The sequence below is a fragment of the Streptomyces sp. NPDC059003 genome (genome assembly GCF_042740445.1).
GTDB lineage: Bacteria > Actinomycetota > Actinomycetes > Streptomycetales > Streptomycetaceae > Streptomyces.
The window spans coordinates 1,517-24,228 of record NZ_JBHYJH010000143.1; the positions used below are offsets into that span (position 1 = coordinate 1,517).

Consider the following 22,712-nt stretch of genomic DNA (forward strand, 5'->3'; position numbering starts at 1 on the left):
GCCGCGTGCGCCCCGTCGGTCGCGCACGCCTCCTCGGCCGAGCACAACTCGTCGAAACCGTCTTGTCCCCGGCCCGGCTAGAAATAGCCCGTCCGGCGCTTGAGGACGAGCGCGCAGCGCGATGACGGCGCCCACCCGCCACGGCACCATTTCGCGCCGCCCCGCGGGGTACGCCGGTGCCACCGACCCCGGTGACACGCGCCCCGGACGCAGCGCGCCTGCGCCATCCGCCCGTTGAGGGGGCGGCCGGACCCGGGGCCGCGTCCGGATACAGCCGGGAACCGACCAGAGGCAATCGCTCGTCCGGCGTAGTCGGGGGTCGACGAAGAGGCCCCGAGACATGGTCAACTCCCGTACGCGGCAGCCGGAATGGGGCGTTCCAGTGCTGATCGGGCAATCGTCGGTGAGTGTGACCTGAGCCGCATTCTGGCTCTGTCCACCCGAACGGGTCAGTCGTGAGTAGCCTCACATACCGCCGATTCGACTCGGTTTTTTTGCCCCTCTCGGGTGAAGATCCCTTCCGACGACAAGCCCCCGCCACAGGCGGCGGGGCGGTCCGGGCGGACGCCGAGTCCTGCCGCCGCCCGGATGCCCGGTCGACATCTGTGCACCGGCAGGAGTGGAGGACCCAGCAAGGCGGGCCGTCCGGACAACCCGGAGGGTCCTTGGGGTGAAGTCGCATGCGCGACCGGGCATCTTCGCCTGCCCGAACCCGACAGGTCATCCTTCACAGGCGGCTGACGAAGGGTTGCGCATGACTGCGCTGAATCGTGTTCCGTCGCTGCTGACCAGGGCCGGTACGGCCTCGGCTCTCACGCTGGCCGCCGTGGGCGGCACCATCGTGGCCCCCGGGCTCACCTCGAACGCGGAAGCGGCCACCTCGCACGGGACGAAGGCGCTCAAGGTCGCGGCGTCCAAGAAGGGTTCCCCGTACCGCTGGGGCGCCGTCGGGCCGCACCGGTTCGACTGCTCGGGCCTGACGCTGTACTCGTACAAGCGCGTGGGCAAGAAGCTGCCGCGCACCGCCGCGCAGCAGTACAACAAGACCCGCCATGTGTCCGCCGCCAACCGCACCCGCGGCGACCTGGTGTTCTTCCACTCCGGCCGGAACGTCTACCACGTCGGCATATACGCCGGTAAGGGCAAGATCTGGCACGCGCCGAAGACCGGCACCGTGGTGCGGCTCGAGAAGATCTGGTCCAAGAGCGTCTGGTACGGCAGGGTCCGCTGACCTCACGACGGGCGGGCGGCGGCGGCCGCCCGCCCGTCTCAGGAGCCCCGGGAGTCCAACTCGCCGGGGCTCCGGCCTGCGGGGGCGTGGAGCGGCCGCAGGCGGATACTCGTGGACCATGGCCGACCACGACCCCCACCCCACCGCAGGCGTCGGCGCGGGCGCCGACGCGCAGGCCCGCAACGAGACGCCGCTGGAGCGCGCCGACCGCAACTTCTCCGAGCTGCTCCAGGAACTGAGGGTCACCCAGACCGGCGTGCAGATCCTGTTCGCGTTCCTGCTCACGCTCGCCTTCACCCCGCGCTTCCCGTCGCTCGACACCGTGCAGCGCGCCACGTACGTCACCACGCTGCTGCTCGCGGTGCTCTCCGCCGCGCTGTTCACGGCGCCCGCCGCGCTGCACCGGGCGCTGTTCGGGCAGGGCGCGAAGCCGCTCGTCGTGCGGGTGTCGTCGCGGCTCGCCGGGGTCGGCCTCGGCGTCCTCGTGCTCGCGCTCGCCGGGTCCGTGCTGCTCGTCGTCGACGTGGCGGCGAACCGCACGGGCGGCATCCTCGCGGGCCTGGGCACGCTCCTGGTGTGCGGCGGGCTGTGGGGCGCGCTGCCGCGGACCCTCGCGCGCAACCGGGCGCCGCGGGGCGACCGTGCCCGCGGCGACTCCGGATAGGATCCGGCGCCACCACCGGCAGCCCTGCCGACGTCACGGCAGCTCTGCCGATGTCACAGCCCTGGAGGCGCCCGCCATGTACGACCCGACGCGCCTCGCCGCGCTCGTGGCGGTCTCGGAGGCCGGTTCCATCACCCGCGCCGCCGAGCGCCTCGGCTACACGGTGCCCGCGCTCTCGCAGCAGCTCGCCAAGCTGGAGCGGGAGGCGGGGGCCGCGCTGCTCGTACGGCACCACCGCGGCGCGCGGCTCACCGGTGCGGGTGAACTGCTCGTCGCGCGCGCCCGCCGCGTCCTCGACGAGATGGACCGGGCCCGGCACGAACTGGCGCAGCTGGCGGGCCTTTCGGGCGGGCGGCTCCGCGTCGGGACGTTCACGACGGCCGGGATCCATCTGCTGCCGCCCACGCTCACCGCCTTCCGCAGGGCGCACCCGGACGTCGAGCTGACGGTCGCGGACTACGAGCCGCCGCTCGGCGTGGCGGCCGTCGCGGCCGGCGAAGTCGACCTGGCCCTGACGCACACGTACGAACCGGCGGAGCCGGTGCCGCCGCCCGCGTCGGTGACCCTGGAGCCGGTCCTGGTCGAGGAGTTGGTGCTCGCCACCGCGCCCGGGCACGCGCTCGCGGGCGGCGCCGGGAGGCTGCCGCTGACCGGGCTCACGGGGCAGTCGCTGATCGGCATGGCGCCGCCGCACCCCGCGCGCCGGGCCGTGGAGGCGGCCCTCGCACGGGCCGGGGCGGCGGCGGGGACGCTCGTCGAGTCGCCCAACTACGCGCTGGTGTGCGCCCTCGTCAGCGCGGGCCTCGGGGTCGCGGTGGTCCCGGAGATGGTGGGCCGCACCGCGGCGACCCCGGTCGGCATCCGGCGGCTCGCGCCGGGGGACCTGCGCCGCACCATCTCGGTCGTCCACCGCACCGGCGATTCGACGCCCGGCGCGGACACGTTCCGCGCGCTGCTGCGGGGGACCTTCGGGCGCTCGGACACGTGATCAGCTCTGTACGGGAACCGTCCACGGCAGCGTGATCCAGACCGTCTTGCCGCCCTCCGCCGTGGGGCAGACCGTGAGTCTGCCGCCGCACTCGGCGGTGAGCCAGCGGATGATGACCATGCCGCGGCCGTTGTCCTGCTGGACGGCGGCGGGCAGGCGCTTGGGGAAGCGCGGGTGGCTGTCCGTGACGCCGAGGCGCAGCCGCTCGTCCCGGTCGAGCTGGATGTCGACCGTGAAGGTGGGCGAGAGGCCGAGGGTGTGCTGGACGGCGTTCGTGGCGAGCTCGGAGACGATGAGCCGCACCGTGTCGGCCACGTCGGCGTCGGCGGGCAGGCCCCACTCGGTGAGGACGTCTCCGACGTACTTCCGGGCGGCGGAGACCGAGGCGGGATCGCTCGGCAGGGTGACTGATGCTTCCTGATGATCTGCCATGGCGACGCCGTCCCTTTCCCACCGGGACCGGACTCCGACTCGTGGCGGAAGAACCCGAGGACCGTCCCGGAACTGGTGCTTTGCGCCAGAGTGCCACTCCGGGAGCGGTGACGCGCGGCGATCCACCGAGATGTGCATATATCTGTCGCTCGAAGCGGTGAACTCTGCGACGGCAGACCGTATTTGGGCGCAACACTGGCAGTTCCTCTACTGTCCCCTACGGTTGCCGATGCGTCCGGAAGGAGACGGACATGCAGTACGGCCCGGCGGTGCGCCGCCGCAAGCTCGGCGCGGAATTGCGGGCACTGCGTGCCGAAGCCGGACTCACCAGCGGCGAGGCGGCCGCGCTCGTCGGCTGGCACCAGTCCAAGGTGAGCCGGATCGAGACGGGCCGCAGCGGCGTCAAGGCGGCGGACGTGCGGCTCCTCCTGGAAGCGTACGCGGTGCGCGACCCGCATCTGCGGGAGTTGCTGGTCGCGCTCGCGGGCGGGGACGACGAGGACGGGCGGCACCACTGGTGGCACGCCTACCGCGGCCTGCTGCCGCCCGCGTACCGCGACTTCATCAGCCTGGAGTCGCAGGCCTGCCGGGTGCGCACGCTCGAGACCACGGTGGTCCCCGGCCTGCTGCAGACCCCTGAGTACGCCCGCGCGGTGACACGTGCCGCGCTCGGCGGGCTGCCCGACGAACAGGTCGACGCCCTGGTGCAGGTGCGGCTCGCCCGCCAGGACGTGCTGCGCAGTGATCCACCGCTGCGACTGAGCGTGATTCTCGACGAGTCGGTCCTTCGGCGGCCGGTGGGCGGGCCCGGTGTCCTCGCCGGGCAGCTGCGGCGGTTACTGGAGGCGGCGCGGCTGCCGCAAGTCCGGCTCCAGGTCCTTCCGTTCGCCGCCGGGGAGCACATCGGCCTCATCGGCCCTTTCGTAATTCTCTCCTTTCCGAACATTTCTGATCTGGACGTGGTGGTTCTCGACCACTTGACGAGTAGCCTCTACCTCGAACGGAAAGAAGACCTCAAGGCGTACACCGACGCCTTCAACTCACTTCAGGGACAGGCGCTTTCCGTTCAGGATTCAATGGATTTCATCGCCGGGTTAGGTGACGGCGCGTAAGGAGGCACCATGACTGCACTGCCTCGGTACGTTCCCTCCAGCACGTCTCTCAGGGACGCGCGGTGGCGGCGCAGCAGCCGCAGCAACGGAATGAACAACTGTGTGGAGACGGCCCTGCTCGGCTCCGGCCCGTCGGCGGGCCTGCTGGCCGTGCGCGATTCCAAGGACACGGCAGGTCCCGCCGTGCTCTTCTCCCCTGCATCCTGGAAGGACTTCATCGACACCCTCGGGTGAGGTCCTGGGGAACGCGCCGGACCCTGGACCCAGGTCTCTAGGTGCCAGACCTCAGCCATCAGGGAGCGGTGCGGCTGATCACGCGGACGGCCTCGGCGAGCTGTGCTTCGCTCAGGTCGGCGCGGGCGGTCAGCCGCAACCGCGAGACCCCGTCGGGAACCGACGGCGGACGGAAGCACCCCACAGCAAGACCCGCGCCCCGGCAGTCGGCCGCCCACCGCACCGCGGCTTCCGGCGACGGCGCGCGCACCGAGACGACGGCGGCGTCGGGACGTACCGCCGAGAGCCCCTCCCCCACCAGGAGCCCGTGCAGCTCCCTCGCCGCCGCCCGCGCCCGCGCCGCGCGCCCCGGCTCGCGGCGCAGCAGCCGCAGGGCCGCGAGGGCCGCCCCGGCCGCGGCGGGCGCGAGGCCCGTGTCGAAGATGAACGTGCGGGCCGCGTTCACCAGATGGTCGATGACCCGGGCCGGGCCGAGCACGGCGCCGCCCTGGCTGCCCAGGGACTTCGAGAGCGTGACCGTGACGACGGTGTCGGGCGCGCCCGCGAGGCCCGCGGCGTGCGGGGCGCCGCGCCCGCCGTCGCCGATGACACCGAGGCCGTGGGCGTCGTCGACGACCAGGCCCGCGCCGGACTCCCGGCAGACGGCGGCGAGTTCGGCCAGCGGGGCGGCGTCGCCGTCCACCGAGAACACCGAGTCCGTGACCGCGATCGCGGGCCCCTGGTGGGTGCCGAGCGCCTTGCGCACCGCCTCGGGGTCCGCGTGCGGCGCCACCTGGGTCGTCCCGCGCGCGAGGCGACAGCCGTCGATCAGCGAGGCGTGGTTGAGCGCGTCCGAGACGATGAGGGAGCCGTGCGGCGCGAGCGCGGTGACGGCCGCGAGGTTCGCCGCGTACCCGGAGGACAGCACGAGCGCGGACTCGTAGCCGCAGAAGTCGGCGAGCTCCCGCTCCAGGTCCGCGTGCAGTGCGGTGGAGCCGGTCACCAGGCGGGAGCCGGTCGCGCCGCCGCCCCAGGTCCGGGCCGCGGCCGCGGCGCCCTCGGTGACCTCCGGGTGGCGGGCCAGGCCCAGATAGTCGTTGCCCGCGAGGTCGAGCAGTGCGGTTTCGGCCGGGCGCGGGCGCAGGGCCCGTACGAGTCCCGCGCGCTCGCGCAGCCGCGCCTGTTCGTCGATCCAGTCGAACGGCGAGCTCGCCATGGGCCCTCCAGGTCGTCGTGCGCACGGGGCGTCCGCGCCGTGCGTTTGTAGACAGTGCACAGACCCTAGCCCTCGCGCCACCTGGCCATGGTGTGGCAATACCCACAGCTCCCCCGGCTTCTGTTGTGTAGTTTCTCCATGGTCAGAAAGTCCGGCGTACGCCAGGATCGGCGCCATGGATCTGCTCAACACGCTCGTGGACAAGGGGCTTCGGCGCGAGCTGCCGACCCGTGACGAGGCGCTCGCCGTGCTCGCGACCTCCGACGACGCTCTGCTCGACGTGGTGGCGGCGGCCGGAAAGGTGCGGCGCCACTGGTTCGGACGGCGGGTGAAACTCAACTATCTGGTCAACCTGAAGTCCGGACTGTGCCCCGAGGACTGCTCGTACTGCTCCCAGCGGCTCGGCGCGGACACCGGCATCCTGAAGTACACCTGGCTGAAGCCGGACGAGGCCTCCAAGGCCGCGGCGGCCGGGCTCGCGGGCGGCGCCAAGCGGGTCTGCCTGGTGGCGAGCGGGCGCGGCCCGACGGACCGGGACGTCGACCGGGTCTCGGACACCATCAAGGCGATCAAGGAGCGACACGAGGGCGTCGAGGTGTGCGCCTGCCTAGGCCTGCTCTCCGACGGCCAGGCCGAGCGGCTGCGCGGCGCGGGCGCGGACGCCTACAACCACAACCTGAACACGTCGGAGTCGACGTACGGCGACATCACGAAGACGCACACCTACGCCGACCGGGTCGACACCGTGCAGAAGGCGCACGCCGCCGGGCTCTCCGCCTGCTCGGGCCTGATCGCGGGCATGGGCGAGCGGGACGAGGACCTGGTCGACGTGGTCTTCGCGCTGCGCGAGCTCGACGCGGACTCGGTGCCGGTGAACTTCCTCATCCCGTTCGAGGGCACCCCGCTCGCCAAGGAGTGGAACCTCACGCCGCAGCGCTGTCTGCGCATCCTCGCGATGGTCCGGTTCGTCTGCCCGGACATCGAGGTGCGCATCGCGGGCGGCCGCGAGCTGCACCTGCGCACGCTCCAGCCGCTGGCCCTGCACCTCGCCAACTCCATCTTCCTCGGCGACTACCTGACCAGCGAGGGCCAGGCGGGCAAGGCCGACCTGGACATGATCGCGGACGCCGGGTTCGAGGTGGAGAGCCCGGACCAGGTGACGCTGCCGGAGCACCGCAGGGGCGGGGTCTGCGGTTCCGCCGCACCGGCGGAGGAGGCCGCGGGGTGCGGCTCCACCGCCGGTGCGCAGGAGGCCGCGGGCTGCGGCTCCGGCTGCGCCCCGGCCGCGGCTTCCGGGCCCGCCGCGCAGGCCGAGCCGTCCGAGGCGCGCACCGACCTGGTGGCGGTACGCCGCCGGGGCGCCGGGACGGACGTGGCGCCCAATGCGTGACCTGCGCGAGATCCTCGACCTCGACCGCGCCCACGTCTGGCACCCCTACGGCCCGATGCCCGGACGGCAGGAGCCGCTGGTGGTCGAGGAGGCGAGCGGGGTACGGCTGCGGATCGCGGGCGTCGGCGACGTGGTCGACGGGATGTCGTCGTGGTGGTCGGCGATCCACGGCTACAACCACCCGGTCCTGAACGAGGCGGCGCGCGGCCAGCTGGACCGCATGAGCCACGTCATGTTCGGCGGCCTCACGCACGAACCCGCGGTGCGGCTCGCCAAGCGGCTCGTCGACCTCACGCCCGAGGGCCTCGAGCACGTCTTCCTCTCCGACTCCGGTTCGGTGTCGGTCGAGGTCGCCGTCAAGATGTGCCTGCAGTACTGGCGCTCCGTCGGCAGGCCCGAGAAGCAGCGGATGCTCACCTGGCGCGGCGGCTACCACGGCGACACCTGGCAGCCGATGGCCGTGTGCGACCCGGACGGCGGCATGCACTCCCTGTGGCAGGGCGTGCTGCCCCAGCAGGTCTTCGCGGACCTGCCGCCCGCGGGCTTCGACGCGTACGACGCCGCGTACGCGGAGCACCTCCACGACGTGATCGGGCGGCACGCCCACGAACTGGCCGGCGTCATCGTCGAGCCGGTCGTGCAGGGCGCGGGCGGCATGCGCTTCCACTCCCCCCGGTATCTGCGGGTGCTGCGCGAGGCCTGCGACGCGCACGGCGTACTGCTCGTCCTCGACGAGATCGCGACGGGCTTCGGCCGTACGGGCGCGCTGTTCGCGGCGGACCACGCGGGCGTCACGCCGGATGTGATGTGCCTGGGCAAGTCGCTGACCGGCGGCTATCTGACGATGGCGGCGACGCTGTGCACCCCGCGCGTCGCCGACGGCATCGCGCGCGGCGAGGTCCCCGTGCTCGCGCACGGGCCCACGTTCATGGGCAACCCCCTGGCCGCCGCGGTGGCGGGCGCCTCCATCGACCTGCTGCTCGGCCAGGACTGGCAAACCGAGGTCAAGAGGATCGAGACGGGCCTCGCCGCCGCGCTCGCTCCGGCCGCGGAGCTTCCGTACGTGCAGGACGTACGGGTCCTCGGCGCGCTCGGCGTCGTCCAGCTCGACCACCAGGTCGACATGGCGGCGGCGACGCGGGCCGCGGTGGGGGCGGGGGTGTGGCTGCGGCCGTTCCGCGACCTCATCTACACGATGCCGCCCTTCATCACCGGGGACGAGGACGTCGCCGCGATCGGCCGCGCCGTGTGCGCGGCGGCGCGCGCGAGCGCGGAGGCACGGGCGTGAGCGTGATCGTGGTGTCGGGCACCGGCACGGAGATCGGCAAGACGGTGACGACGGCGGCCGTCGCCGCGGTGGCGCTCGCCGCCGGGCGCAGCGTCGCCGTCCTCAAGCCCGCGCAGACCGGGGTCGGGCCCGGCGATCCCGGGGACGTCGACGAGGTGCGGCGGCTCGCCGGCGACCGCGTCACGACGCTCGAACTCGCCCGGTACCCCGAGCCGCTGGCCCCCGCGACCGCCGCCCTGCGGGCGGGGCTCGCCACCGTCTCGCCCGCCGAGGTCGCCGAGGCCGCGGCGAAGCTGGCCGCCTCGCACGACCTGGTCCTGGTGGAGGGCGCGGGCGGGCTCCTCGTCCGCTTCGACGCGGACGGGGCGACGCTCGCGGACGCCGCGCGGGTGCTCGGGGCGCCGGTCCTCGTCGTGGCCGCGGCCGGGCTCGGCACGCTCAATGTCACGACGCTCACCGGTGAGGCGCTGCGGGCGCGGGGGCTTGCGCAGGTGGGGGTGGTGATCGGGAGCTGGCCCGCGGTGCCGGATCTCGCGGTGCGGTGCAATGTGGGGGAGCTGGCGGGGGCGGCGGGTGCGCCGTTGCTGGGCGCGGTGCCGGAGGGGGCCGGGGGGGGGGGGGCGGGTGGTGGCCCGGCCGCGGGCCGGGGGGGGCCTGGGGCCGTCGGGGGGCGGCCCGGGGGCGGCGCCTTCTTTCCCCTAGCCCGCCCCTTCCCGAAACCAGGGGGCTCCGCCCCCTGGACCCCCTTTTATCCGCCCCAGGAAAGGGCGGGCGGGGGAAAATCAGCCCGCCCGGCGTTTGAGGGCGAGGCCGGAGGCCGATTGGGGTGCCCCGGTAGAGGGGAAGAACCAGCCACCCCCACCCTCCGTAGGAGCCGTCGTGCCTACTGCCAAACCATCCCCCCGCACCCCCGTCCACCACCCCGTCTTCGCCCGCTGCTACGCCCGCGTGAGCGTCGCGTCCGAGCCGCGGATCGCCCCGCACCGCAGAGAGCTGCTGCGCGGCGTCTCCGGTCGCGTCATCGAGGTCGGCGCGGGCAACGGGCTGAACTTCGCGTACTACCCGGCCGGTGTCGCCGAGGTCGTCGCGATCGAACCGGAGCGCCTGCTGCGGCAGTTGGCCGTGTCCGCCGCGCTCCGCTCGGACGTGCCGGTCGACGTGGTGCCGGGGGCCGCGGAGGCCCTGCCGGTGAAGAGCGAGGCGTTCGACGTCGCGGTCGCCTCGCTGGTGCTGTGCAGTGTGCGCGACGTGCCCAGGGCGCTCGCGGAGCTGCGGCGGGTGCTGCGGCCGGGCGGCGAGCTGCGGTTCTTCGAGCACGGCCGGGCGCCGGGGCCGGTGATGACGACGGCTCAGCGCGCCCTGGACCGCACGGTGTGGCCGCTGCTCTTCGGCGGCTGCCACGTCGCCCGGGACCCGGTGGGCGCCCTGCGCGACGCCGGGTTCGAGCTCGGGCCGTACCGCCGGGTCCTCGTCCCCGAGAAGGGCCCGCGCCTGCCCACGTCGTACTGCGTGCTCGGCACGGCGCGGCGCCCGGACGAGGACCCGTGACCCCTCGCCGGACCCGTGCCTTCCGCTTACCTTGGCCGCATGATCAACGGAGCGCACGTCATCCTCTACAGCCACGACGCCGAGGCCGACCGGGCCTTCTTCCGGGATGTCCTGGGCCATCCGCACGTGGACGCGGGCGGCGGCTGGCTCATCTTCGGGCTGCCGCCCGCCGAGGTCGCCGTTCACCCGACCGCGGGCCCGGAGGCGCATGAGCTCTACTTCATGTGCGACGACGTGACGGCGACGGTGCGGGAGCTCACCGAGAAGGGGGTCACGTTCACCCAGGGCATCACCGACGCGGGGTGGGGGCTGCTCACCCGCTTCCGGCTGCCGGGCGGCGGCGAGGTCGGCATGTACGAGCCGCGGCACGAGCGGGCCACGGAGCTCTAGGGCCCGTCCCACCCATCGGACAGGCCCTGGGCGGACGGGCCGCGGCTCACAGGCTCCAGCGGCGCAGTTCCCGCGCTATGTCCTGCACGCTCACCTCGCCCGCCTTCACCAGGCGCGCGAGGTCCCGCACCTGCTCGGGCGAGGTCGCGACCTTCACGCCGCTCGCGACGAGGTAGGCGTACGCGACGGACGAGGCGAAGAGCGCGTTCGAGCGTTCGAGGGCCGGCAGGTGCAGGAGGAGCTGGAGCAGGGCGGCGGCGCGGTCGTGCGGGGTCTCGTAGACCGGTACGTCGAAGATCTCCGCGTCATGGCGCGCGACGGCGGCCACGAGGGCGCCCCAGTCGGTGACTTGGGGGTCTCCCGGCGTCTTGTGCTCGGCGATCATCAGGAGCCAGGCGAGGTCGATGCTGAGGTTCAAGGGTCAGCGACGACCCTCGCGCTCCGCGCCGAACTCCTCGGCGAAGACCGTCTCGTACTGCTTCATGAAGTCGGCCGCGGCCTCGACGAACGTCTGGCCCAGTTCGCCCGCGTCCTGCTTGACCAGCTCTTCGATGTAGCGGTTGACGCTGATGCCGCGGGCCGACGCCCGCTCGCGCGCGGCCCGGGCGGTGTCCTCGTCCACCCGCACGTTCAGCTGAGTCTTCGCCATGCCCTCAAGCTAGCGCCGTCGCGCTAGCACCGGCAAGGGACGCCGGGCGCCCACTGCCCGTGCCCCTTACACGCGTTCCAGGGCCCGACCTCCGAGGGATACCAGCCACCTGGCCCCACCCCCTACGCTCTCCAGGCAGCTGTGCCCTACGCGAGCCAGGACGGCCACAACCGGGGAGGCGGCCTTGTCCACACCTGTTTCGACGCCGCACACGGAACGCGCCGAGCCCGGCGGCATCGCCGCTCGCGCGCGCGGCCTGACGAAGGCGTACGGCTCGGGCGAGACGGCGGTGATCGCCCTCGACTCCGTCGACGTGGACATCGCCCGGCGGCGGTTCACGGCCGTGATGGGTCCTTCCGGCTCGGGCAAGTCCACGCTGATGCACACGCTCGCCGGGCTCGACTCGGTCTCCGCGGGCCAGGTGTGGCTCGGCGACACCGAGATCACCGGCCTGAAGGACCGGGACCTGACGCGGCTCAGGCGCGACCGGGTGGGCTTCATGTTCCAGTCGTTCAACCTCATCCCGACGCTCAACGCCCGCGAGAACATCACCCTGCCCATGGACATCGCGGGCCAGCGCCCCGACGCCGAGTGGCTGGAGCACGTCATCGACACGCTCGGCCTGCGCGACCGGCTCCGGCACCGGCCCGCGCAGCTGTCCGGCGGGCAGCAGCAGCGCGTCGCGTGCGCGCGGGCCCTCGCCTCGCGCCCCGAGCTGATCTTCGCCGACGAGCCGACGGGCAACCTCGACTCGCGGGCCGGCCTCGAAGTCCTGGGGTTCCTGCGCGAGGCCGTGGACGCGCTCGGCCAGACCGTGGTGATGGTGACGCACGACCCGGGCGCGGCCGCCCACGCCGACCTGGTGCTCTTCCTAGCGGACGGCCGGATCGTGGACGAGATGGCGCGGCCCACGGCGGAGGCGGTCCTGGAGCGTCTGAAGCGGTTCGACGTGCTGCACGGGGTGCCGCAGCAGGACGCCGAGCTCCCGCCGGACCCGCCCGGCCGTCGCGAAGGCGCCCCCGACTCCCCCCACCAGGACTGAGGCGGGTCGCCGTGCTGAAGGCCACGCTCCGCAGCTTCCTCGCGCACAAGGGCAGGCTGGCCCTGTCCGCCCTCGCCGTGATCCTCTCGGTGGCGTTCGTGGCGGGCAGCCTGATCTTCTCCGACACCGTCAACCGCACCTTCGACCGGCTCTTCGCCTCCACGTCCGCCGACGTCACGGTCGCGCCGAAGGACGACCTCGACGAGAGCGTGCCGTCCGGGCGTACGCCGACGCTGCCCGCGGACCTCGCCGACCGGGTCGAGCGGGTCCCGGGCGTGGCGGCCGCGCACGTCGACGCGTCCGTGGAGAACGTCACGGTCGTCGACCGCGACAACGACCCGGTGGGCCCGACGACCGGCGCCCCCACCGTCGCCGTCAACTGGTACGAGACCGAGCGCAGCCCGGTGGAGCTGACCTCGGGCCGGGCGCCGCGCGGCGCGGGCGAGGCGCTGCTCGACGCGGACACCGCCGACAAGAAGGACGTGGAGATCGGCGACACGCTCACCGTGCTCGCCGCGCCCGGCTCGTTCAAGGTGAAGGTCGTCGGCATCGTCACGTTCACGACCACCAACCCCGGGGCGGCGCTCGTCTTCCTGGACACCCCGACCGCGCAGCGCGAGCTCCTCGGTGACGCGGACGCCGCGTCGAGCATCTCCCTGGACGCGGCGCCCGGGGTGAGCGACGCCGCTCTCAAGCGGCGCGTCGCCGCCGAGCTCGGCTCCGGGTACGACCTGAAGACCGCCGACGAGCAGGCGAAGTCCGCGGCGGACGAGCTCGGCGGGTTCCTGGACATCATCAAGTACGTGATGCTCGGCTTCGCCGGTGTCGCCGTGCTCGTCGGCGTGTTCCTGATCGTCAACACGTTCTCGATGCTGATCGCGCAGCGCACCCGCGAGCTGGGGCTGCTGCGCGCGCTCGGCGCCGACCGGCGGCAGGTGCGCCGCTCGGTGCTCGTCGAGGCGGTGCTGCTCGGCGTGGTCGGCTCCACGCTCGGGCTCGCCGCGGGGATCGGGCTCGCCGCCGCGCTCATCGAGCTGATGGGCCTGCTCGGCATGAACCTGAAGTCCACGGAGATGGTGATCGGTCCGGCGACGCCGCTGGTCAGTTACGCCGTCGGGATCGGCGTCACCTTCGTCGCGGCGTACCTGCCCGCGCGCCGGGCCGCGCAGGTCTCGCCGATGGCCGCGCTCGCGGACGCCGAAGTCGCGGGCCTGGGGCGGCCGTTGCGGGTGCGTGCGATGGTCGGGGCCGTCGTGGCGGCGGGCGGGGCGGTGGCGCTCGTCGGCTGCGCCTCCTCGTCGGACACCTCGACGGCGGCCTCGCTGCTCGGGCTCGGCATCGTGCTCACGCTCGTCGCCACGGTGATCGCGGGCCCGCTCCTGGTGCGCCCGGTGATCCGGGTCCTCGGCGGCGCCTTCCCCGCCCTGTTCGGCTCCGTCGGCCGCATGAGCCAGCGCAACGCGCTGCGCAACCCGCGCCGCACGGGCGCCACCGCCGCGGCCCTGATGGTGGGCCTCGCCCTGGTCGGCGGCCTGTCCGTGGCGAGCGCGTCCATGACCAAGTCGTTCGACGACCAGATCGACCGGACGCTCGGCGCCGACTTCGTCGTACAGAGCGGCATGTTCACGCCGTTCCCGTCGGAGGTCACCGCGAAGGTGCGGGACACCGAGGGCGTGGGCCTCGTCGTCCGCACCCGCTTCACGCCCCTGGAGCTGCGGATGCCGGACGGCAAGTCCGTGGAGACCACGGTGGCGGGCCAGGAGAAGCGGCTCGACGACGTCGTCAACACCACGTACGCGCAGGGTAGTTCGGCGCGCGCCCTGGCGCCGGGCCACCTGGCGATGGACCGGGGCTACGCCGAGGACCACGGCGTACGGGTCGGTTCGGTGCTGCCCGTGGTGTTCCCCGGCGAGCGTGAGGCCGAGCTGACGGTCGCCGCGCTCACCGACCAGGACGCCGCGGAAGGCCCCCTGCGCGGCGGGATGTTCATGGGGCTCGACACGCTCCTGAAGTACGTGCCCGACGGCCAGGACGCCGCGGTCTACGTCAACGCGGCGCCCGGCGCGGACGCCGACGCGCTGCGCGACCGCCTGGAGCACGCGCTCGACCCGTATCCGCAGGTGCAGGTGCGCGACAAGGCCGCGTACAAGAAGCTGATCCGCGAGCAGATCGCCGTGATGCTCTACCTGGTGTACGCGCTGCTCGGGCTCGCGATCATCATCGCGGTGCTCGGCGTGGTCAACACCCTCGCCCTGTCGGTGGTGGAGCGCACCCGCGAGATCGGTCTGCTGCGCGCCATCGGGCTCGCCCGGCGGCAGCTGCGGCGCATGATCCGGCTCGAGTCGGTGGTGATCGCGGTGTTCGGCGCGGTGCTCGGGCTCGGGCTCGGCCTGGTGTGGGGCGTGTCGATGCAGCAGATCCTGGAGCTGGAGGGCCTGAAGGCGTTCGCGGTGCCGTGGTCGACGGTCGTCGCGGTGGTGGTGGGCTCGGTGGTCGTCGGGATCGTGGCGGCGCTGCTTCCGGCCCTGCGCGCCTCGCGCATGAACGTCCTGGAGGCGATCGCCCACGAGTGACGGACCGGTGCCCGGTACAGTCGTACGGGCACGGGGCACGCGTCACCAACTGAGCGACACGTGAGGAGAGTTCATGAGCAGGCCGTTCCGGTTCGGTGTCACCATGATGACCCCCTCGACGGGCGACGAGTGGCGCAAGAAGTGCCGCAGGGCGGAGGAGCTCGGCTACGACGTGATTCTCGTGCCCGACCACCTGGGGATGCCCGCGCCGTTCCCCGCGGTGGTCGCGGCGGCCGAGGCCACGGAGCGGCCACGGGTCGGCACGTTCGTCCTGAACGCCGGGTTCTGGAACCCCGCGCTGCTCGCGCGCGAGGTCGCCACGACGGACGCGCTCACCGGCGGCCGCCTGGAGCTGGGGCTCGGCACCGGGTACGTGAAGTCGGAGTTCGACGCGGCGGGGCTGCCCTGGAATCCGCCCGGCGAGCGCGTGTCGCAGCTGGTCCGCACCGTCGAGGAGCTCGACCGCCTGCTCGGCTCGCCCGAGTACCGGCCGGAGCCCGTGCAGCGGCCCCGCCCGCCGCTGCTGATCGGCGGCAACGGCGACCGCGTCCTGAAGGCGGTCGCCGAGCACGCCGACATCGCGGCGTTCTCCGGCGTCCGCGCGGTCCCGGGCGACCCGGACGGCAAGCTGGAGGTGCTCACGGCGGCGGACGTGGACGGGCGCGTGGCCGCGTACCGGCGCTTCGCCGCGGCCCGCTCCGCGCCGGCCGAGCTGAACCTCCTGGTCCAGCTGGTCAAGGTGACCCAGGACCGGCGGGCCGCCATCCGGCCCTCCCTGGACCACGTCCCGCACCTCACCGAGGACGAGGCCCTCGACGTGCCGATCCTCCTGGTCGGCACGGTCCGGCAGCTGGCCGAGCAGTTGCGCGCCCAGCGCGAGCGGTACGGCTTCTCGTACATCACCGTCCTGGAGCCGAGCCTTGAGGCACTCGGCCCGGTCATCGAGGAGCTGCGCGGCGAGTGACGCACCACGGCGGGACCGGGGCCTGACACGCGTGACACCCCTGGCACCACTGCCCCCCGGCCCGGCCTGTCCGGATCCTGGAATTCCGGGCGGCGGAAGGGGGCGCGTGCTGGGATGCGGCCATGACTGATCCGCACATACGGGCCGCGGCGCCCGACGACCTTGACGCGGTGCTCGCCTTCTGGAAGGTGGCCGCGGAGGGCACGAGCATCAGCGACGACCGCTCCGGCGTGGCCCGGCTCGTGGCCCGCGACCCGCAGGCGCTGCTGCTCGCCGAGCGCGACGGGGAGCTCGTGGGCACCCTGATCGCCGGGTTCGACGGATGGCGGGCCTCGCTGTACCGGCTTGCCGTGCACCCCGACGCCCGGCGCACGGGGGTCGCGTCGGCGCTGCTCGGCGCGGCCGAGGAGCGCTTCGTGGCGCTCGGCGCGCGGCGGGCCGACGCCATGGTCCTGGTGCGCAACGAGATCGCCCACCACGCGTGGGCGGCCGCCGGGTACGGGCCCGAGGAGCACTGGCGGCGCTGGGTGAAGCCGCTCGGCGCGTAGCCGCGCACCCGCACGGCGGCCTACCATCGTGCGACCCAGCCAGTAACAGTGAGTCACGCTCTGCGCGGCGCTTTGCCGATCCTTTAACATGGACGGACTCCTGCAATCCAATGGAAAGGTGTGAGCGTCCGCCCATGGGCGAGCCTCCTAGTACCCGACATCGCGCATTCACCGCGCCCCTGGCCGATCATGGGACGGAGGTGACCCGATGACGGAAGTGCTTCTGCTCCTCGTAGCGGTGCTGCTCTCGCTCGCGTGCGGTGTCTTCGTCGCGGCGGAGTTCTCGCTCACGACCGTGGAGCGCAGCGACCTGGAGCGGGCGGTGGAGCGCGGCGAGCGCGGTGCCGCCAGCGCTCTGAAGGCCGTCAAGAACCTCACCTTCCAGCTGTCCGGCGCGCAGCTCGGCATCACCGTGACCGGCCTGGTCGTCGGCATGCTCGCCAAGCCGGCGATCGGCGACCTGATCGAGGGCCCGCTGGGCTCCGCCGGCCTCCCCGACGCGGCGGCCTCCTCCGTCGCGCTGATCCTCGGTACGGCCCTTTCGACCGTCTTCCTGATGGTCGTCGGCGAGTTGGTGCCCAAGAACTGGGCGATCTCGTCGCCGCTGCCCATCGCCAAGCGCGTGGCCACGGCCCAGCGCGCCTTCAGCGCCGCCTTCCGGCCCTTCATCACGCATCTCAACAACACGGCGAACCGCGCGGTGCGCCGCATGGGCATGGAGCCCGCCGAGGAGCTGGCGTCCGCGCGCGGCCCCAAGGAGCTCGCGGCCCTCGCCCGGCACTCGGCGAAGGAGGGCGCCCTGGAGGCGGAGACCGCCGAGCGGTTCATGCGCACGCTGAACCTCGCCGACCTGACCGCCGAGAACGTGATGACGCCGCGCGTCCAGGTCATGGCCCTGGAGGCGCAGGCCACCTGCGAGGACGTCGCCAGCGCCACCCGCGCGAGCGGCCTGTCCCGCTTCCCCGTCTACCGCGGGAGCCTCGACGCGGTCGTCGGCGTCGTCCACATCAAGGACGTCCTCGCCGTGCCCGCCGAGCGCAGGCCGCGCGTCCCCGTGAGCGAGCTCATGCGCGAGCCGCTGCTCGTACCGGAGTCGCTGACCGTGGACCGGCTCCTCGACCGGCTCTCGGGCAAGCGCACGATGGCCGTCGTGATCGACGAGTACGGCGGCACGGCGGGCGTCGCCACCCTGGAGGACATCGTCGAGGAGGTCGTCGGCGAGGTGCACGACGAGCACGACCCGCACGAGACGCCCGACCTGGCCGCCGCCGGCACCGACGAGGACGGCCGGACGGTGTACTCGGCGGACGGCGCGGCCCGCACCGACGAGCTCGCGCGCGTGGGCCTCAGGGCGCCGGACGGCCCGTACGAGACGCTCGCCGGGCTCGTCGCGACCGAGCTCGGCCGCATCCCCGCCGTCGGGGACAGCGTCGAAGTCACGGGCTGGCGCCTCGACGTGGTGGACGCGACGGGCCGCCGCGCGGCGCGCGTCCTGCTGCACGCGCCGCTCGCGACCAGCGACGAGCCGGAGGAGGGCACCCGATGACCGTCATCCAGTTGCTGATCGGCCTGGCGACGCTCGTCGTCAACGCCTTCTTCGTGGGCGCCGAGTTCGCGCTGATCTCGGTGCGGCGCAGCCAGATCGAGCCCCATGCCGAGGACGGCGACCGGCGGGCGAAGAGCGTGCTGTGGGGTCTGCGGCACGTGTCCGTCCTGATGGCCGCGGCGCAGCTCGGCATCACGCTGTGCACCCTGGTCCTCGGCGTGGTCGCCGAGCCCGCGATCGCGCACCTGCTCGAGCCGGTGTTCGACGCGGTGGGCGTGCCGCACGGCCTGGTGCACCCGCTGTCGTTCGTGATCGCCCTGGCCGTGGCGACGTATCTGCACATGCTGCTCGGCGAGATGATCCCGAAGAACGTCGCGCTCGCGGAGCCGGTGCGCAGCGCGCTGCTCCTCGGGCCGCCCCTCGTGGCGCTCGCGCGGGCCATGCGGCCGATCGTCTTCGCGATCAACGCGTTCGCCAACGCGATCCTGAAGCTGCTGCGGGTGGAGACGAAGGACGAGGTCGCGGCGACCTTCTCGGACGCCGAGCTGGCCCGCATCGTCCAGGACTCCAGCGACGCGGGCCTGATCGACGACCGCGCCCAGGAGCGCCTGCACGACGCCCTGGAGCTCGGCCGCCGCCCGGTGCGGGACGTGGTGCTTCCGCTGGAGCGCGTCGTGTACGCGCGCGTGGGCGTCACCCCGGAGCAGTTGGAGCGGCTCTCGGCCGAGACCGGGTTCTCGCGCTTCCCCGTCGTCGACGAGGGGCGTCGGATCGTGGGCTACCTGCACGTGAAGGACGCGCTCGAAGTGACCCCACGGGACCTGCCGTTCCGGGTGGCGGACATGCGGTCCATCGCGCGGGTCCGCGAGACCACGCCGCTCGACGGCGTCCTCACGGCCATGCGGGGCAGCCGCACGCACGTGGCCGCGGTCCTCGGCGCGGACGGCAGGCTGGCCGGGATGGTCACGATGGAGGACGTGCTGAGGGAGCTGTTCGGGCAGCCCGCGTGAGCCGGCCCGTGCCGCCGTCCGGGGTCTCGGTGAGGCCGGGCCCCGGCGGGCCGACCTTCGCGGAGCCGAGCGCCGTGAGCACCGCGAGCAGCGCCGCCATGCCGGCCGTGCCGAGGGCCGCCGACCACTCGACGTCCAGGAGGCTGGTCGCCCCCGCGACCAGGACCGCGGCGAGTGCCTGGGCGAAGGTGCGGACGGCACGCTCCGCGGTGGCCTTCCAGAAGGCAGCGCTCCACATGGCGCCTCCTCTCCAGAGGCGAGGAACCCACGGTTGAGTCCTCAACTGCCGCCATGGTGACGCCTGTTGTGCACCAGGGTCGAGACGGTGGCGAGAAACACGGCGGACAGCGTGCCGAGCCCCGAGAGCGCCATCGTCGCCGCGAAGGCCCCGTGCACGGCGGCGACGACGGCGGCCGTGAAGAAGACCACGCAGAGCACGGACGACAGCGTGACGAAGGCACGGAACGCGATGCGGGCGGCGCGGCGCTTGCGGGCCGCGGTGCGCGCGCAGGTCGGGCAGGGCGGGGCGGCCGGAGCGACCGGGTGCGCGGGGTGCACGGCGCGGGTGGGGTGGGCGGGGTGGGCGGGGTGGGCGGGGTGGGCGGGGTGGGCGGGGTGGGCGGGCGTCAACGGCTCGGCTGCGCGCAGGGGTTCAGGTTCCGGCCGGGGTTCGGGGGCCTGTCGCGGCACGGGGGCCGCGGGCTCCCGGGTGCGGGCGGGCTCCAGGCCGGACGGCACATGGGGCGCGGCCGAGCGGGCCGGCGCGACCTCCATACCTGATCCGGTCTCCTGATGTGGCGAATTCTCGTCGCCCGAGGGCTGCCCAAGTCCGAATGTGTCATGGTGAGACATGCAGGTACTCCTACAAAAGGGGTCCTCGTGCTGTCCGCCACTGTCCGGCCTTCGAGTTCCGACGGTGGCGGGCAGTCGGCCGTCATCTGTTGGCTAGCCGCTCCGGCCGCCTGCGCCGCGCGTTCTCGCCGCGCGGCCGGTCCGCCGACGCGCAGGTGAAGAAGCGGTGGCGGGCGGTGAACGCCACGGCGGTGAGCGGGATGACGAGGCTGACCACCGCCCCCCGCGTCGCCCACACCACCACGGTCACGGCAAGACCGCCCGCCCAGAAGACGCCGTCGACCGCGAGGCGCGGGCAGTGGGCGCGGGCCCGCGCGATCCGCGCGCCCCAGCGGTCCGGGGCGGGGTGCGGGCACAGCGGCCGCGGCGGCGGGGTGCCGCCGGCCCGCAGCCGCACCACCTCCTCGCGGATGTGGGCCCGCCGCTGTTCGCGCAGACTCTCCTGCTTGAGCTCCCTGATCAGCTGCTCGTGTACGTGTCTGCCGTCGCGCCGACCGCCGGGCTCGCGCTGGCGGGTGTCCGCGGACTCTTGCCACAGTGGTGGTTCCTTGCCCATGCGTTTCATCCCCTTCTCATGACCTTCGAGAGGAACTCGGTCAGCTCCTCCACGTCGACGCCGGCCTCGGTGAGGGCGCGTCTGGCCTTGCAGTGATTGGGACGGAGAAGTCCCTCGCGCGCGCCGAGGACGCGTGCCGCCTCCTTCCAGTCGAGCCCGAAGACCGCGCGGGCGTGGAACGCGGCCTTCCGCTGCTCGGGCAGGTCGTCCACCTGCTCGAGCGCCTTGCCTCCGTCCGGAGCCCAGTCCCCGAACAGCGGGGCGAGGTCCTGGCACACCGGTTCCGTGGAGCGCGGGTCGGGCAGATGGTGCCGGTAGTGGGCGGCCAGGTCCATGACCGCCTCGTACAGATGCCGCCGCACCGCCTGCTCCGGGTAGTCCTCCCAGCGCGCGAACACCTCGGCGACGGCCTGCCGTGTCACCCACTCGCTGTGCACGAGGGGGTGCCCGAACTCGCGGTAGGCCTCGCGGTGCAGCCAGGGAAAGAAGTCGTCGAGCAGTTCGTCCTGGACCCGTTGGACATGCGGCGGGAGCGGAGGCCGCCGGTGTCCCGGGAGAAGACGCTCGCCGTCGCCCGAGGGTGGTTCAGGGGTCACGGCGGTACCTCCTTGGCCGGTCGCAGGCGCCGGGTTGCGCCCTGGTGACCGAAAACCTACGCGCCGTGTCCGTGAGGTGTTGCTTCGCCGGATTTCCGCAGGTCAGGGCGTAACTGGGTGATCTTGTAGGGATGTTGGCGGCACCAGGGCGGCCCGGACACGGGCGAGGAACGCGCGTGCGGCGGGTCCCTCGGGTCCGTCCGCGCGCCGGGCAAGACCGATCCGGCCGCGCGGCCCCGGATCCGCGAACGGCAGGGCCCTGAGGCCGGGCTCGGTGCCCTCGGCCTCCGGAGCGGGGACCACGGCCACGCCGAGCCCGCGCGCGGCGAGCTGCGCGAGCAGGCCGAGTGAGGCCGCCTCGAACGCGACGCGGGGCGTGAACCCGGCGCGCGCGCAGGAGCGTTCGAGGACGGCACGCAGGCCGGTGCCGCGCGGCAGGCTGATGAGAGGGCGGTCGGCGAGCGCGGTGAGCGGGATGCCGGGCGCTCCCGTACGGGCCGCGAGGTCCTCCGCCCGGGCGACGAGCGGGTCGTGCTCGGCCACGACCGCCGCCAGCGGCTCGTCGACCACGACGTCCCAGGTGATGCCCTGCGGCGGGGTCTCCTCCGTCAGGCCGACCAGGGCGATGTCCAGTGCGCCCGTGCGCAGCGCGGCGAGCATGCGGTCCGACGTGTCCTCGGTGAGGGCGATCTCCACCTGCGGATGGTCGTCGTGGAAGCCCGCGAGCAGGGCGGCCACGTCGAACGCGTGCGTGGCCACGCCCGACACGATCCCCAGCGTGACGCGGCCGCGCAGCAGCCCGCTGAACTCGTCGGCGGTCTGCCGCATCCCCTCGACGGCGGCGAGCACGGCCCGCGCGTACGGCAGCACGGCCGCGCCCGCCTCCGTCACGGTCACCCCCCGGCCCGACCGGTCGAGGAGACGCTGCCCCAACTCCCGCTCCAGCTGCCGGACCTGGGCACTCACCCCCGGCTGCGCCACGTGGAGCCGGGCGGCGGCCCGCGTGAAGTTGGCCTCTTCCACGACGGCGACGAAGTACCGGAGCTGACGCAGTTCCATAACGGAAGATGCTAGCCACGAGACCTACTGGCTCTTGGACTTATGACACCGGCCCGGGGATCTTGGAGCCATGGGGAACACGAAGAACGCCGGGAACACGGGGAGCGCACGGGACGCGGGGAGCGCACAGGACACGGAGAGCGCACAGGACACGGGGCGCGCACGGGAGACGGGGCGCGCACGGGAGACGGATCAGCGCATCCGGGCCGCGATCGCGGCCGAACGGCGGGAGCTCGCCGACCTGTTGGACGGCCTCACGCCCGAGCAGTGGGACGCCCCGTCGCTGTGCGCGGGCTGGCGCGTCCGGGAGGTCGCGGCCCATATGTCGCTGGGCTTCCGCTACCCGCTCCCCCGCGTGCTGTGGGAGCTGGTCAAGGCGCGCGGGGGTCTGCACCGCATGACGGACCGGTGCGCCCGCGCCGACGCGGCGGCGTACGCGCCGGACCGGCTCGCGGACTTCCTGCGGGAGCACGCGCACCACCCCTGGACCCCGCCCGTCGGCGGGATCGCGAGCGCGCTCGGCCACGACGTGGTGCACGGCCTGGACATCACGGTCCCCCTCGGCATCGACCGCCGCGTGCCGGAGGACCGCGTCCGGATCCTCCTGGACCGGGTCACGGTCAAGGGCGCCAAGTTCTTCGGGGCCGACCTCACCGGCGTACGGCTGTGCGCCGACGACCTCGACTGGGCCTTCGGGGACGGCCCGCCGCTGCGCGGGGCCGCCCAGGACCTGCTGCTCGTGGCGTTCGGCCGCGGCGTCCCCGCGGGCCGGCTCCGGGGCGAGCACAGCGGCCGCTTCACCGCGGCCTGAGGCCCGGGGGATCCGGGCGGGCCCGGCCGGGACC

The 22,712-nt window shown here is 73.5% G+C and carries 25 protein-coding genes, 1 pseudogene and 1 riboswitch; of the genes and pseudogenes, 17 read left to right on the forward strand and 9 right to left on the reverse strand.

Going from position 1 to position 22,712, the window contains the following annotated elements; all coding sequences use genetic code 11:
- The first annotated feature begins 584 nt into the window (after positions 1-584).
- A riboswitch (cyclic di-AMP (ydaO/yuaA leader) is annotated at positions 585-751 on the forward strand.
- 3 nt (positions 752-754) lie between these two features.
- The 3 genes from ACFWZ5_RS34855 to ACFWZ5_RS34865 all read left to right on the forward strand — a co-directional run bounded on the left by ACFWZ5_RS34855 (position 755) and on the right by ACFWZ5_RS34865 (position 2,883).
- A complete protein-coding gene (locus ACFWZ5_RS34855) occupies positions 755-1,231 on the forward strand; it encodes a C40 family peptidase (RefSeq protein ID WP_384806162.1) in 477 nt (158 codons plus the stop codon).
- A 118-nt stretch (positions 1,232-1,349) separates the two neighbouring features.
- Positions 1,350-1,895 carry a DUF6328 family protein gene (locus tag ACFWZ5_RS34860; protein ID WP_384806160.1) on the forward strand — a complete coding sequence of 182 codons (546 nt, stop codon included), beginning with the start codon at positions 1,350-1,352 and terminating at the stop codon, positions 1,893-1,895.
- 76 nt (positions 1,896-1,971) lie between these two features.
- Positions 1,972-2,883 carry a LysR family transcriptional regulator gene (locus ACFWZ5_RS34865; protein ID WP_384806158.1) on the forward strand — a complete coding sequence of 304 codons (912 nt, stop codon included), beginning with the start codon at positions 1,972-1,974 and terminating at the stop codon, positions 2,881-2,883.
- On the opposite strand, the gene ACFWZ5_RS34870 is transcribed toward ACFWZ5_RS34865, so the two are convergent.
- The gene (locus tag ACFWZ5_RS34870; protein WP_384806156.1) at positions 2,884-3,315 is read right to left on the reverse strand and encodes an ATP-binding protein; all 432 of its coding nucleotides are present in this window, start codon (positions 3,313-3,315) and stop codon (positions 2,884-2,886) included.
- A gap of 251 nt (positions 3,316-3,566) precedes the next feature.
- Here ACFWZ5_RS34870 and ACFWZ5_RS34875 point away from each other — a divergent pair, with 251 nt between their 5' ends.
- Together ACFWZ5_RS34875 and ACFWZ5_RS34880 are read left to right on the forward strand one after the other, a co-directional pair.
- Complete coding sequence (locus ACFWZ5_RS34875; RefSeq protein ID WP_384806154.1) at positions 3,567-4,427, forward strand: helix-turn-helix domain-containing protein; 861 nt, start codon at positions 3,567-3,569, stop codon at positions 4,425-4,427.
- A gap of 9 nt (positions 4,428-4,436) precedes the next feature.
- A complete protein-coding gene (locus ACFWZ5_RS34880; RefSeq protein WP_384806152.1) occupies positions 4,437-4,661 on the forward strand; it encodes a DUF397 domain-containing protein in 225 nt (74 codons plus the stop codon).
- Between the two features lie 58 nt (positions 4,662-4,719).
- Here the strand turns inward: ACFWZ5_RS34880 and ACFWZ5_RS34885 are convergent, their stop codons facing one another.
- Entirely contained in the window at positions 4,720-5,856 is a 1,137-nt protein-coding gene (locus ACFWZ5_RS34885) for an 8-amino-7-oxononanoate synthase (protein ID WP_384891733.1), read from the reverse strand.
- Between the two features lie 175 nt (positions 5,857-6,031).
- Here ACFWZ5_RS34885 and bioB point away from each other — a divergent pair, with 175 nt between their 5' ends.
- The 5 genes and pseudogenes from bioB (at position 6,032) to ACFWZ5_RS34910 (ending at position 10,472) form a co-directional block, all read left to right on the forward strand.
- A complete protein-coding gene (gene bioB / locus ACFWZ5_RS34890; protein WP_384806328.1) occupies positions 6,032-7,246 on the forward strand; it encodes a biotin synthase BioB in 1,215 nt (404 codons plus the stop codon).
- Positions 7,239-8,534, forward strand: a complete 1,296-nt coding sequence (locus tag ACFWZ5_RS34895) for an adenosylmethionine--8-amino-7-oxononanoate transaminase (protein ID WP_384806326.1) — start codon at positions 7,239-7,241, stop codon at positions 8,532-8,534. Before bioB ends, ACFWZ5_RS34895 begins: the two co-directional genes overlap by 8 nt.
- A pseudogene (bioD, locus tag ACFWZ5_RS34900) lies at positions 8,531-9,145 on the forward strand (dethiobiotin synthase); the annotation flags it as partial. The gene ACFWZ5_RS34895 and the pseudogene bioD, both read left to right, overlap by 4 nt.
- Before the next feature lie 268 nt (positions 9,146-9,413).
- A complete protein-coding gene (locus ACFWZ5_RS34905; RefSeq protein WP_384801581.1) occupies positions 9,414-10,082 on the forward strand; it encodes a class I SAM-dependent methyltransferase in 669 nt (222 codons plus the stop codon).
- Between the two features lie 39 nt (positions 10,083-10,121).
- Entirely contained in the window at positions 10,122-10,472 is a 351-nt protein-coding gene (locus ACFWZ5_RS34910) for a VOC family protein (protein ID WP_384801578.1), read from the forward strand.
- Between the two features lie 46 nt (positions 10,473-10,518).
- On the opposite strand, the gene ACFWZ5_RS34915 is transcribed toward ACFWZ5_RS34910, so the two are convergent.
- Both ACFWZ5_RS34915 and ACFWZ5_RS34920 read right to left on the reverse strand, forming a co-directional pair.
- Positions 10,519-10,857 (reverse strand): fic family toxin-antitoxin system, toxin component, encoded by a 339-nt coding sequence (locus ACFWZ5_RS34915; protein WP_384801584.1) that lies wholly within the window; start codon positions 10,855-10,857, stop codon positions 10,519-10,521.
- A gap of 36 nt (positions 10,858-10,893) precedes the next feature.
- Positions 10,894-11,121: a toxin-antitoxin system HicB family antitoxin gene (locus tag ACFWZ5_RS34920; protein WP_384801575.1), complete on the reverse strand. Its 228-nt coding sequence runs from the start codon at positions 11,119-11,121 to the stop codon at positions 10,894-10,896.
- A gap of 184 nt (positions 11,122-11,305) precedes the next feature.
- On the opposite strand from ACFWZ5_RS34920, the gene ACFWZ5_RS34925 reads away from it, so the two are divergent.
- The 6 genes from ACFWZ5_RS34925 to ACFWZ5_RS34950 all read left to right on the forward strand — a co-directional run bounded on the left by ACFWZ5_RS34925 (position 11,306) and on the right by ACFWZ5_RS34950 (position 18,804).
- The gene (locus ACFWZ5_RS34925) at positions 11,306-12,163 is read left to right on the forward strand and encodes an ABC transporter ATP-binding protein (protein WP_384801572.1); all 858 of its coding nucleotides are present in this window, start codon (positions 11,306-11,308) and stop codon (positions 12,161-12,163) included.
- An 11-nt stretch (positions 12,164-12,174) separates the two neighbouring features.
- Positions 12,175-14,736 (forward strand): ABC transporter permease, encoded by a 2,562-nt coding sequence (locus ACFWZ5_RS34930; RefSeq protein ID WP_384801569.1) that lies wholly within the window; start codon positions 12,175-12,177, stop codon positions 14,734-14,736.
- Between the two features lie 73 nt (positions 14,737-14,809).
- Positions 14,810-15,700: a TIGR03621 family F420-dependent LLM class oxidoreductase gene (locus tag ACFWZ5_RS34935; protein ID WP_384801566.1), complete on the forward strand. Its 891-nt coding sequence runs from the start codon at positions 14,810-14,812 to the stop codon at positions 15,698-15,700.
- A 122-nt stretch (positions 15,701-15,822) separates the two neighbouring features.
- Complete coding sequence (locus tag ACFWZ5_RS34940) at positions 15,823-16,248, forward strand: GNAT family N-acetyltransferase (RefSeq protein WP_384801563.1); 426 nt, start codon at positions 15,823-15,825, stop codon at positions 16,246-16,248.
- A 208-nt stretch (positions 16,249-16,456) separates the two neighbouring features.
- The gene (locus tag ACFWZ5_RS34945) at positions 16,457-17,794 is read left to right on the forward strand and encodes a hemolysin family protein (RefSeq protein WP_384801560.1); all 1,338 of its coding nucleotides are present in this window, start codon (positions 16,457-16,459) and stop codon (positions 17,792-17,794) included.
- Entirely contained in the window at positions 17,791-18,804 is a 1,014-nt protein-coding gene (locus ACFWZ5_RS34950) for a hemolysin family protein (protein ID WP_384801557.1), read from the forward strand. Before ACFWZ5_RS34945 ends, ACFWZ5_RS34950 begins: the two co-directional genes overlap by 4 nt.
- On the opposite strand, the gene ACFWZ5_RS34955 is transcribed toward ACFWZ5_RS34950, so the two are convergent.
- The 5 genes from ACFWZ5_RS34955 to ACFWZ5_RS34975 form a co-directional block, all read right to left on the reverse strand.
- On the reverse strand, positions 18,758-19,042 hold the full coding sequence (locus ACFWZ5_RS34955) for a holin (RefSeq protein WP_384801554.1): 285 nt from the start codon (positions 19,040-19,042) through the stop codon (positions 18,758-18,760). The genes ACFWZ5_RS34950 and ACFWZ5_RS34955 overlap by 47 nt on opposite strands.
- A 41-nt stretch (positions 19,043-19,083) precedes the next feature.
- Positions 19,084-19,578 carry a hypothetical protein gene (locus ACFWZ5_RS34960; RefSeq protein ID WP_384801551.1) on the reverse strand — a complete coding sequence of 165 codons (495 nt, stop codon included), beginning with the start codon at positions 19,576-19,578 and terminating at the stop codon, positions 19,084-19,086.
- A gap of 160 nt (positions 19,579-19,738) precedes the next feature.
- Positions 19,739-20,212: a hypothetical protein gene (locus ACFWZ5_RS34965; RefSeq protein ID WP_384801548.1), complete on the reverse strand. Its 474-nt coding sequence runs from the start codon at positions 20,210-20,212 to the stop codon at positions 19,739-19,741.
- 5 nt (positions 20,213-20,217) lie between these two features.
- Positions 20,218-20,808, reverse strand: coding sequence for an RNA polymerase sigma factor (locus tag ACFWZ5_RS34970; protein WP_384801545.1), 591 nt, complete (start codon positions 20,806-20,808; stop codon positions 20,218-20,220).
- A gap of 102 nt (positions 20,809-20,910) precedes the next feature.
- The gene (locus ACFWZ5_RS34975) at positions 20,911-21,867 is read right to left on the reverse strand and encodes a LysR family transcriptional regulator (protein ID WP_384801542.1); all 957 of its coding nucleotides are present in this window, start codon (positions 21,865-21,867) and stop codon (positions 20,911-20,913) included.
- Between the two features lie 70 nt (positions 21,868-21,937).
- On the opposite strand from ACFWZ5_RS34975, the gene ACFWZ5_RS34980 reads away from it, so the two are divergent.
- On the forward strand, positions 21,938-22,678 hold the full coding sequence (locus ACFWZ5_RS34980) for a maleylpyruvate isomerase family mycothiol-dependent enzyme (RefSeq protein WP_384801539.1): 741 nt from the start codon (positions 21,938-21,940) through the stop codon (positions 22,676-22,678).
- Positions 22,679-22,712: the final 34 nt, after the last annotated feature.

Excerpts from the sequence above, each read along its gene's own strand:
- ACFWZ5_RS34855 (WP_384806162.1), top strand. The coding sequence starts at position 755 with ATGACTGCGCTGAATCGTGTTCCGTCGCTGCTGACCAGGGCCGGTACG.
- ACFWZ5_RS34860 (WP_384806160.1), top strand. The coding sequence starts at position 1,350 with ATGGCCGACCACGACCCCCACCCCACCGCAGGCGTCGGCGCGGGCGCC.
- ACFWZ5_RS34865 (WP_384806158.1), top strand. The coding sequence starts at position 1,972 with ATGTACGACCCGACGCGCCTCGCCGCGCTCGTGGCGGTCTCGGAGGCC.
- ACFWZ5_RS34870 (WP_384806156.1), bottom strand. The coding sequence starts at position 3,315 with ATGGCAGATCATCAGGAAGCATCAGTCACCCTGCCGAGCGATCCCGCC.
- ACFWZ5_RS34875 (WP_384806154.1), top strand. The coding sequence starts at position 3,567 with ATGCAGTACGGCCCGGCGGTGCGCCGCCGCAAGCTCGGCGCGGAATTG.
- ACFWZ5_RS34880 (WP_384806152.1), top strand. The coding sequence starts at position 4,437 with ATGACTGCACTGCCTCGGTACGTTCCCTCCAGCACGTCTCTCAGGGAC.
- ACFWZ5_RS34885 (WP_384891733.1), bottom strand. The coding sequence starts at position 5,856 with ATGGCGAGCTCGCCGTTCGACTGGATCGACGAACAGGCGCGGCTGCGC.
- bioB (WP_384806328.1), top strand. The coding sequence starts at position 6,032 with ATGGATCTGCTCAACACGCTCGTGGACAAGGGGCTTCGGCGCGAGCTG.
- ACFWZ5_RS34895 (WP_384806326.1), top strand. The coding sequence starts at position 7,239 with ATGCGTGACCTGCGCGAGATCCTCGACCTCGACCGCGCCCACGTCTGG.
- ACFWZ5_RS34910 (WP_384801578.1), top strand. The coding sequence starts at position 10,122 with ATGATCAACGGAGCGCACGTCATCCTCTACAGCCACGACGCCGAGGCC.
- ACFWZ5_RS34915 (WP_384801584.1), bottom strand. The coding sequence starts at position 10,857 with ATGATCGCCGAGCACAAGACGCCGGGAGACCCCCAAGTCACCGACTGG.
- ACFWZ5_RS34920 (WP_384801575.1), bottom strand. The coding sequence starts at position 11,121 with ATGGCGAAGACTCAGCTGAACGTGCGGGTGGACGAGGACACCGCCCGG.
- ACFWZ5_RS34935 (WP_384801566.1), top strand. The coding sequence starts at position 14,810 with ATGAGCAGGCCGTTCCGGTTCGGTGTCACCATGATGACCCCCTCGACG.
- ACFWZ5_RS34940 (WP_384801563.1), top strand. The coding sequence starts at position 15,823 with ATGACTGATCCGCACATACGGGCCGCGGCGCCCGACGACCTTGACGCG.
- ACFWZ5_RS34945 (WP_384801560.1), top strand. The coding sequence starts at position 16,457 with ATGACGGAAGTGCTTCTGCTCCTCGTAGCGGTGCTGCTCTCGCTCGCG.
- ACFWZ5_RS34950 (WP_384801557.1), top strand. The coding sequence starts at position 17,791 with ATGACCGTCATCCAGTTGCTGATCGGCCTGGCGACGCTCGTCGTCAAC.
- ACFWZ5_RS34955 (WP_384801554.1), bottom strand. The coding sequence starts at position 19,042 with ATGTGGAGCGCTGCCTTCTGGAAGGCCACCGCGGAGCGTGCCGTCCGC.
- ACFWZ5_RS34960 (WP_384801551.1), bottom strand. The coding sequence starts at position 19,578 with ATGGAGGTCGCGCCGGCCCGCTCGGCCGCGCCCCATGTGCCGTCCGGC.
- ACFWZ5_RS34965 (WP_384801548.1), bottom strand. The coding sequence starts at position 20,212 with ATGGGCAAGGAACCACCACTGTGGCAAGAGTCCGCGGACACCCGCCAG.
- ACFWZ5_RS34975 (WP_384801542.1), bottom strand. The coding sequence starts at position 21,867 with ATGGAACTGCGTCAGCTCCGGTACTTCGTCGCCGTCGTGGAAGAGGCC.
- ACFWZ5_RS34980 (WP_384801539.1), top strand. The coding sequence starts at position 21,938 with ATGGGGAACACGAAGAACGCCGGGAACACGGGGAGCGCACGGGACGCG.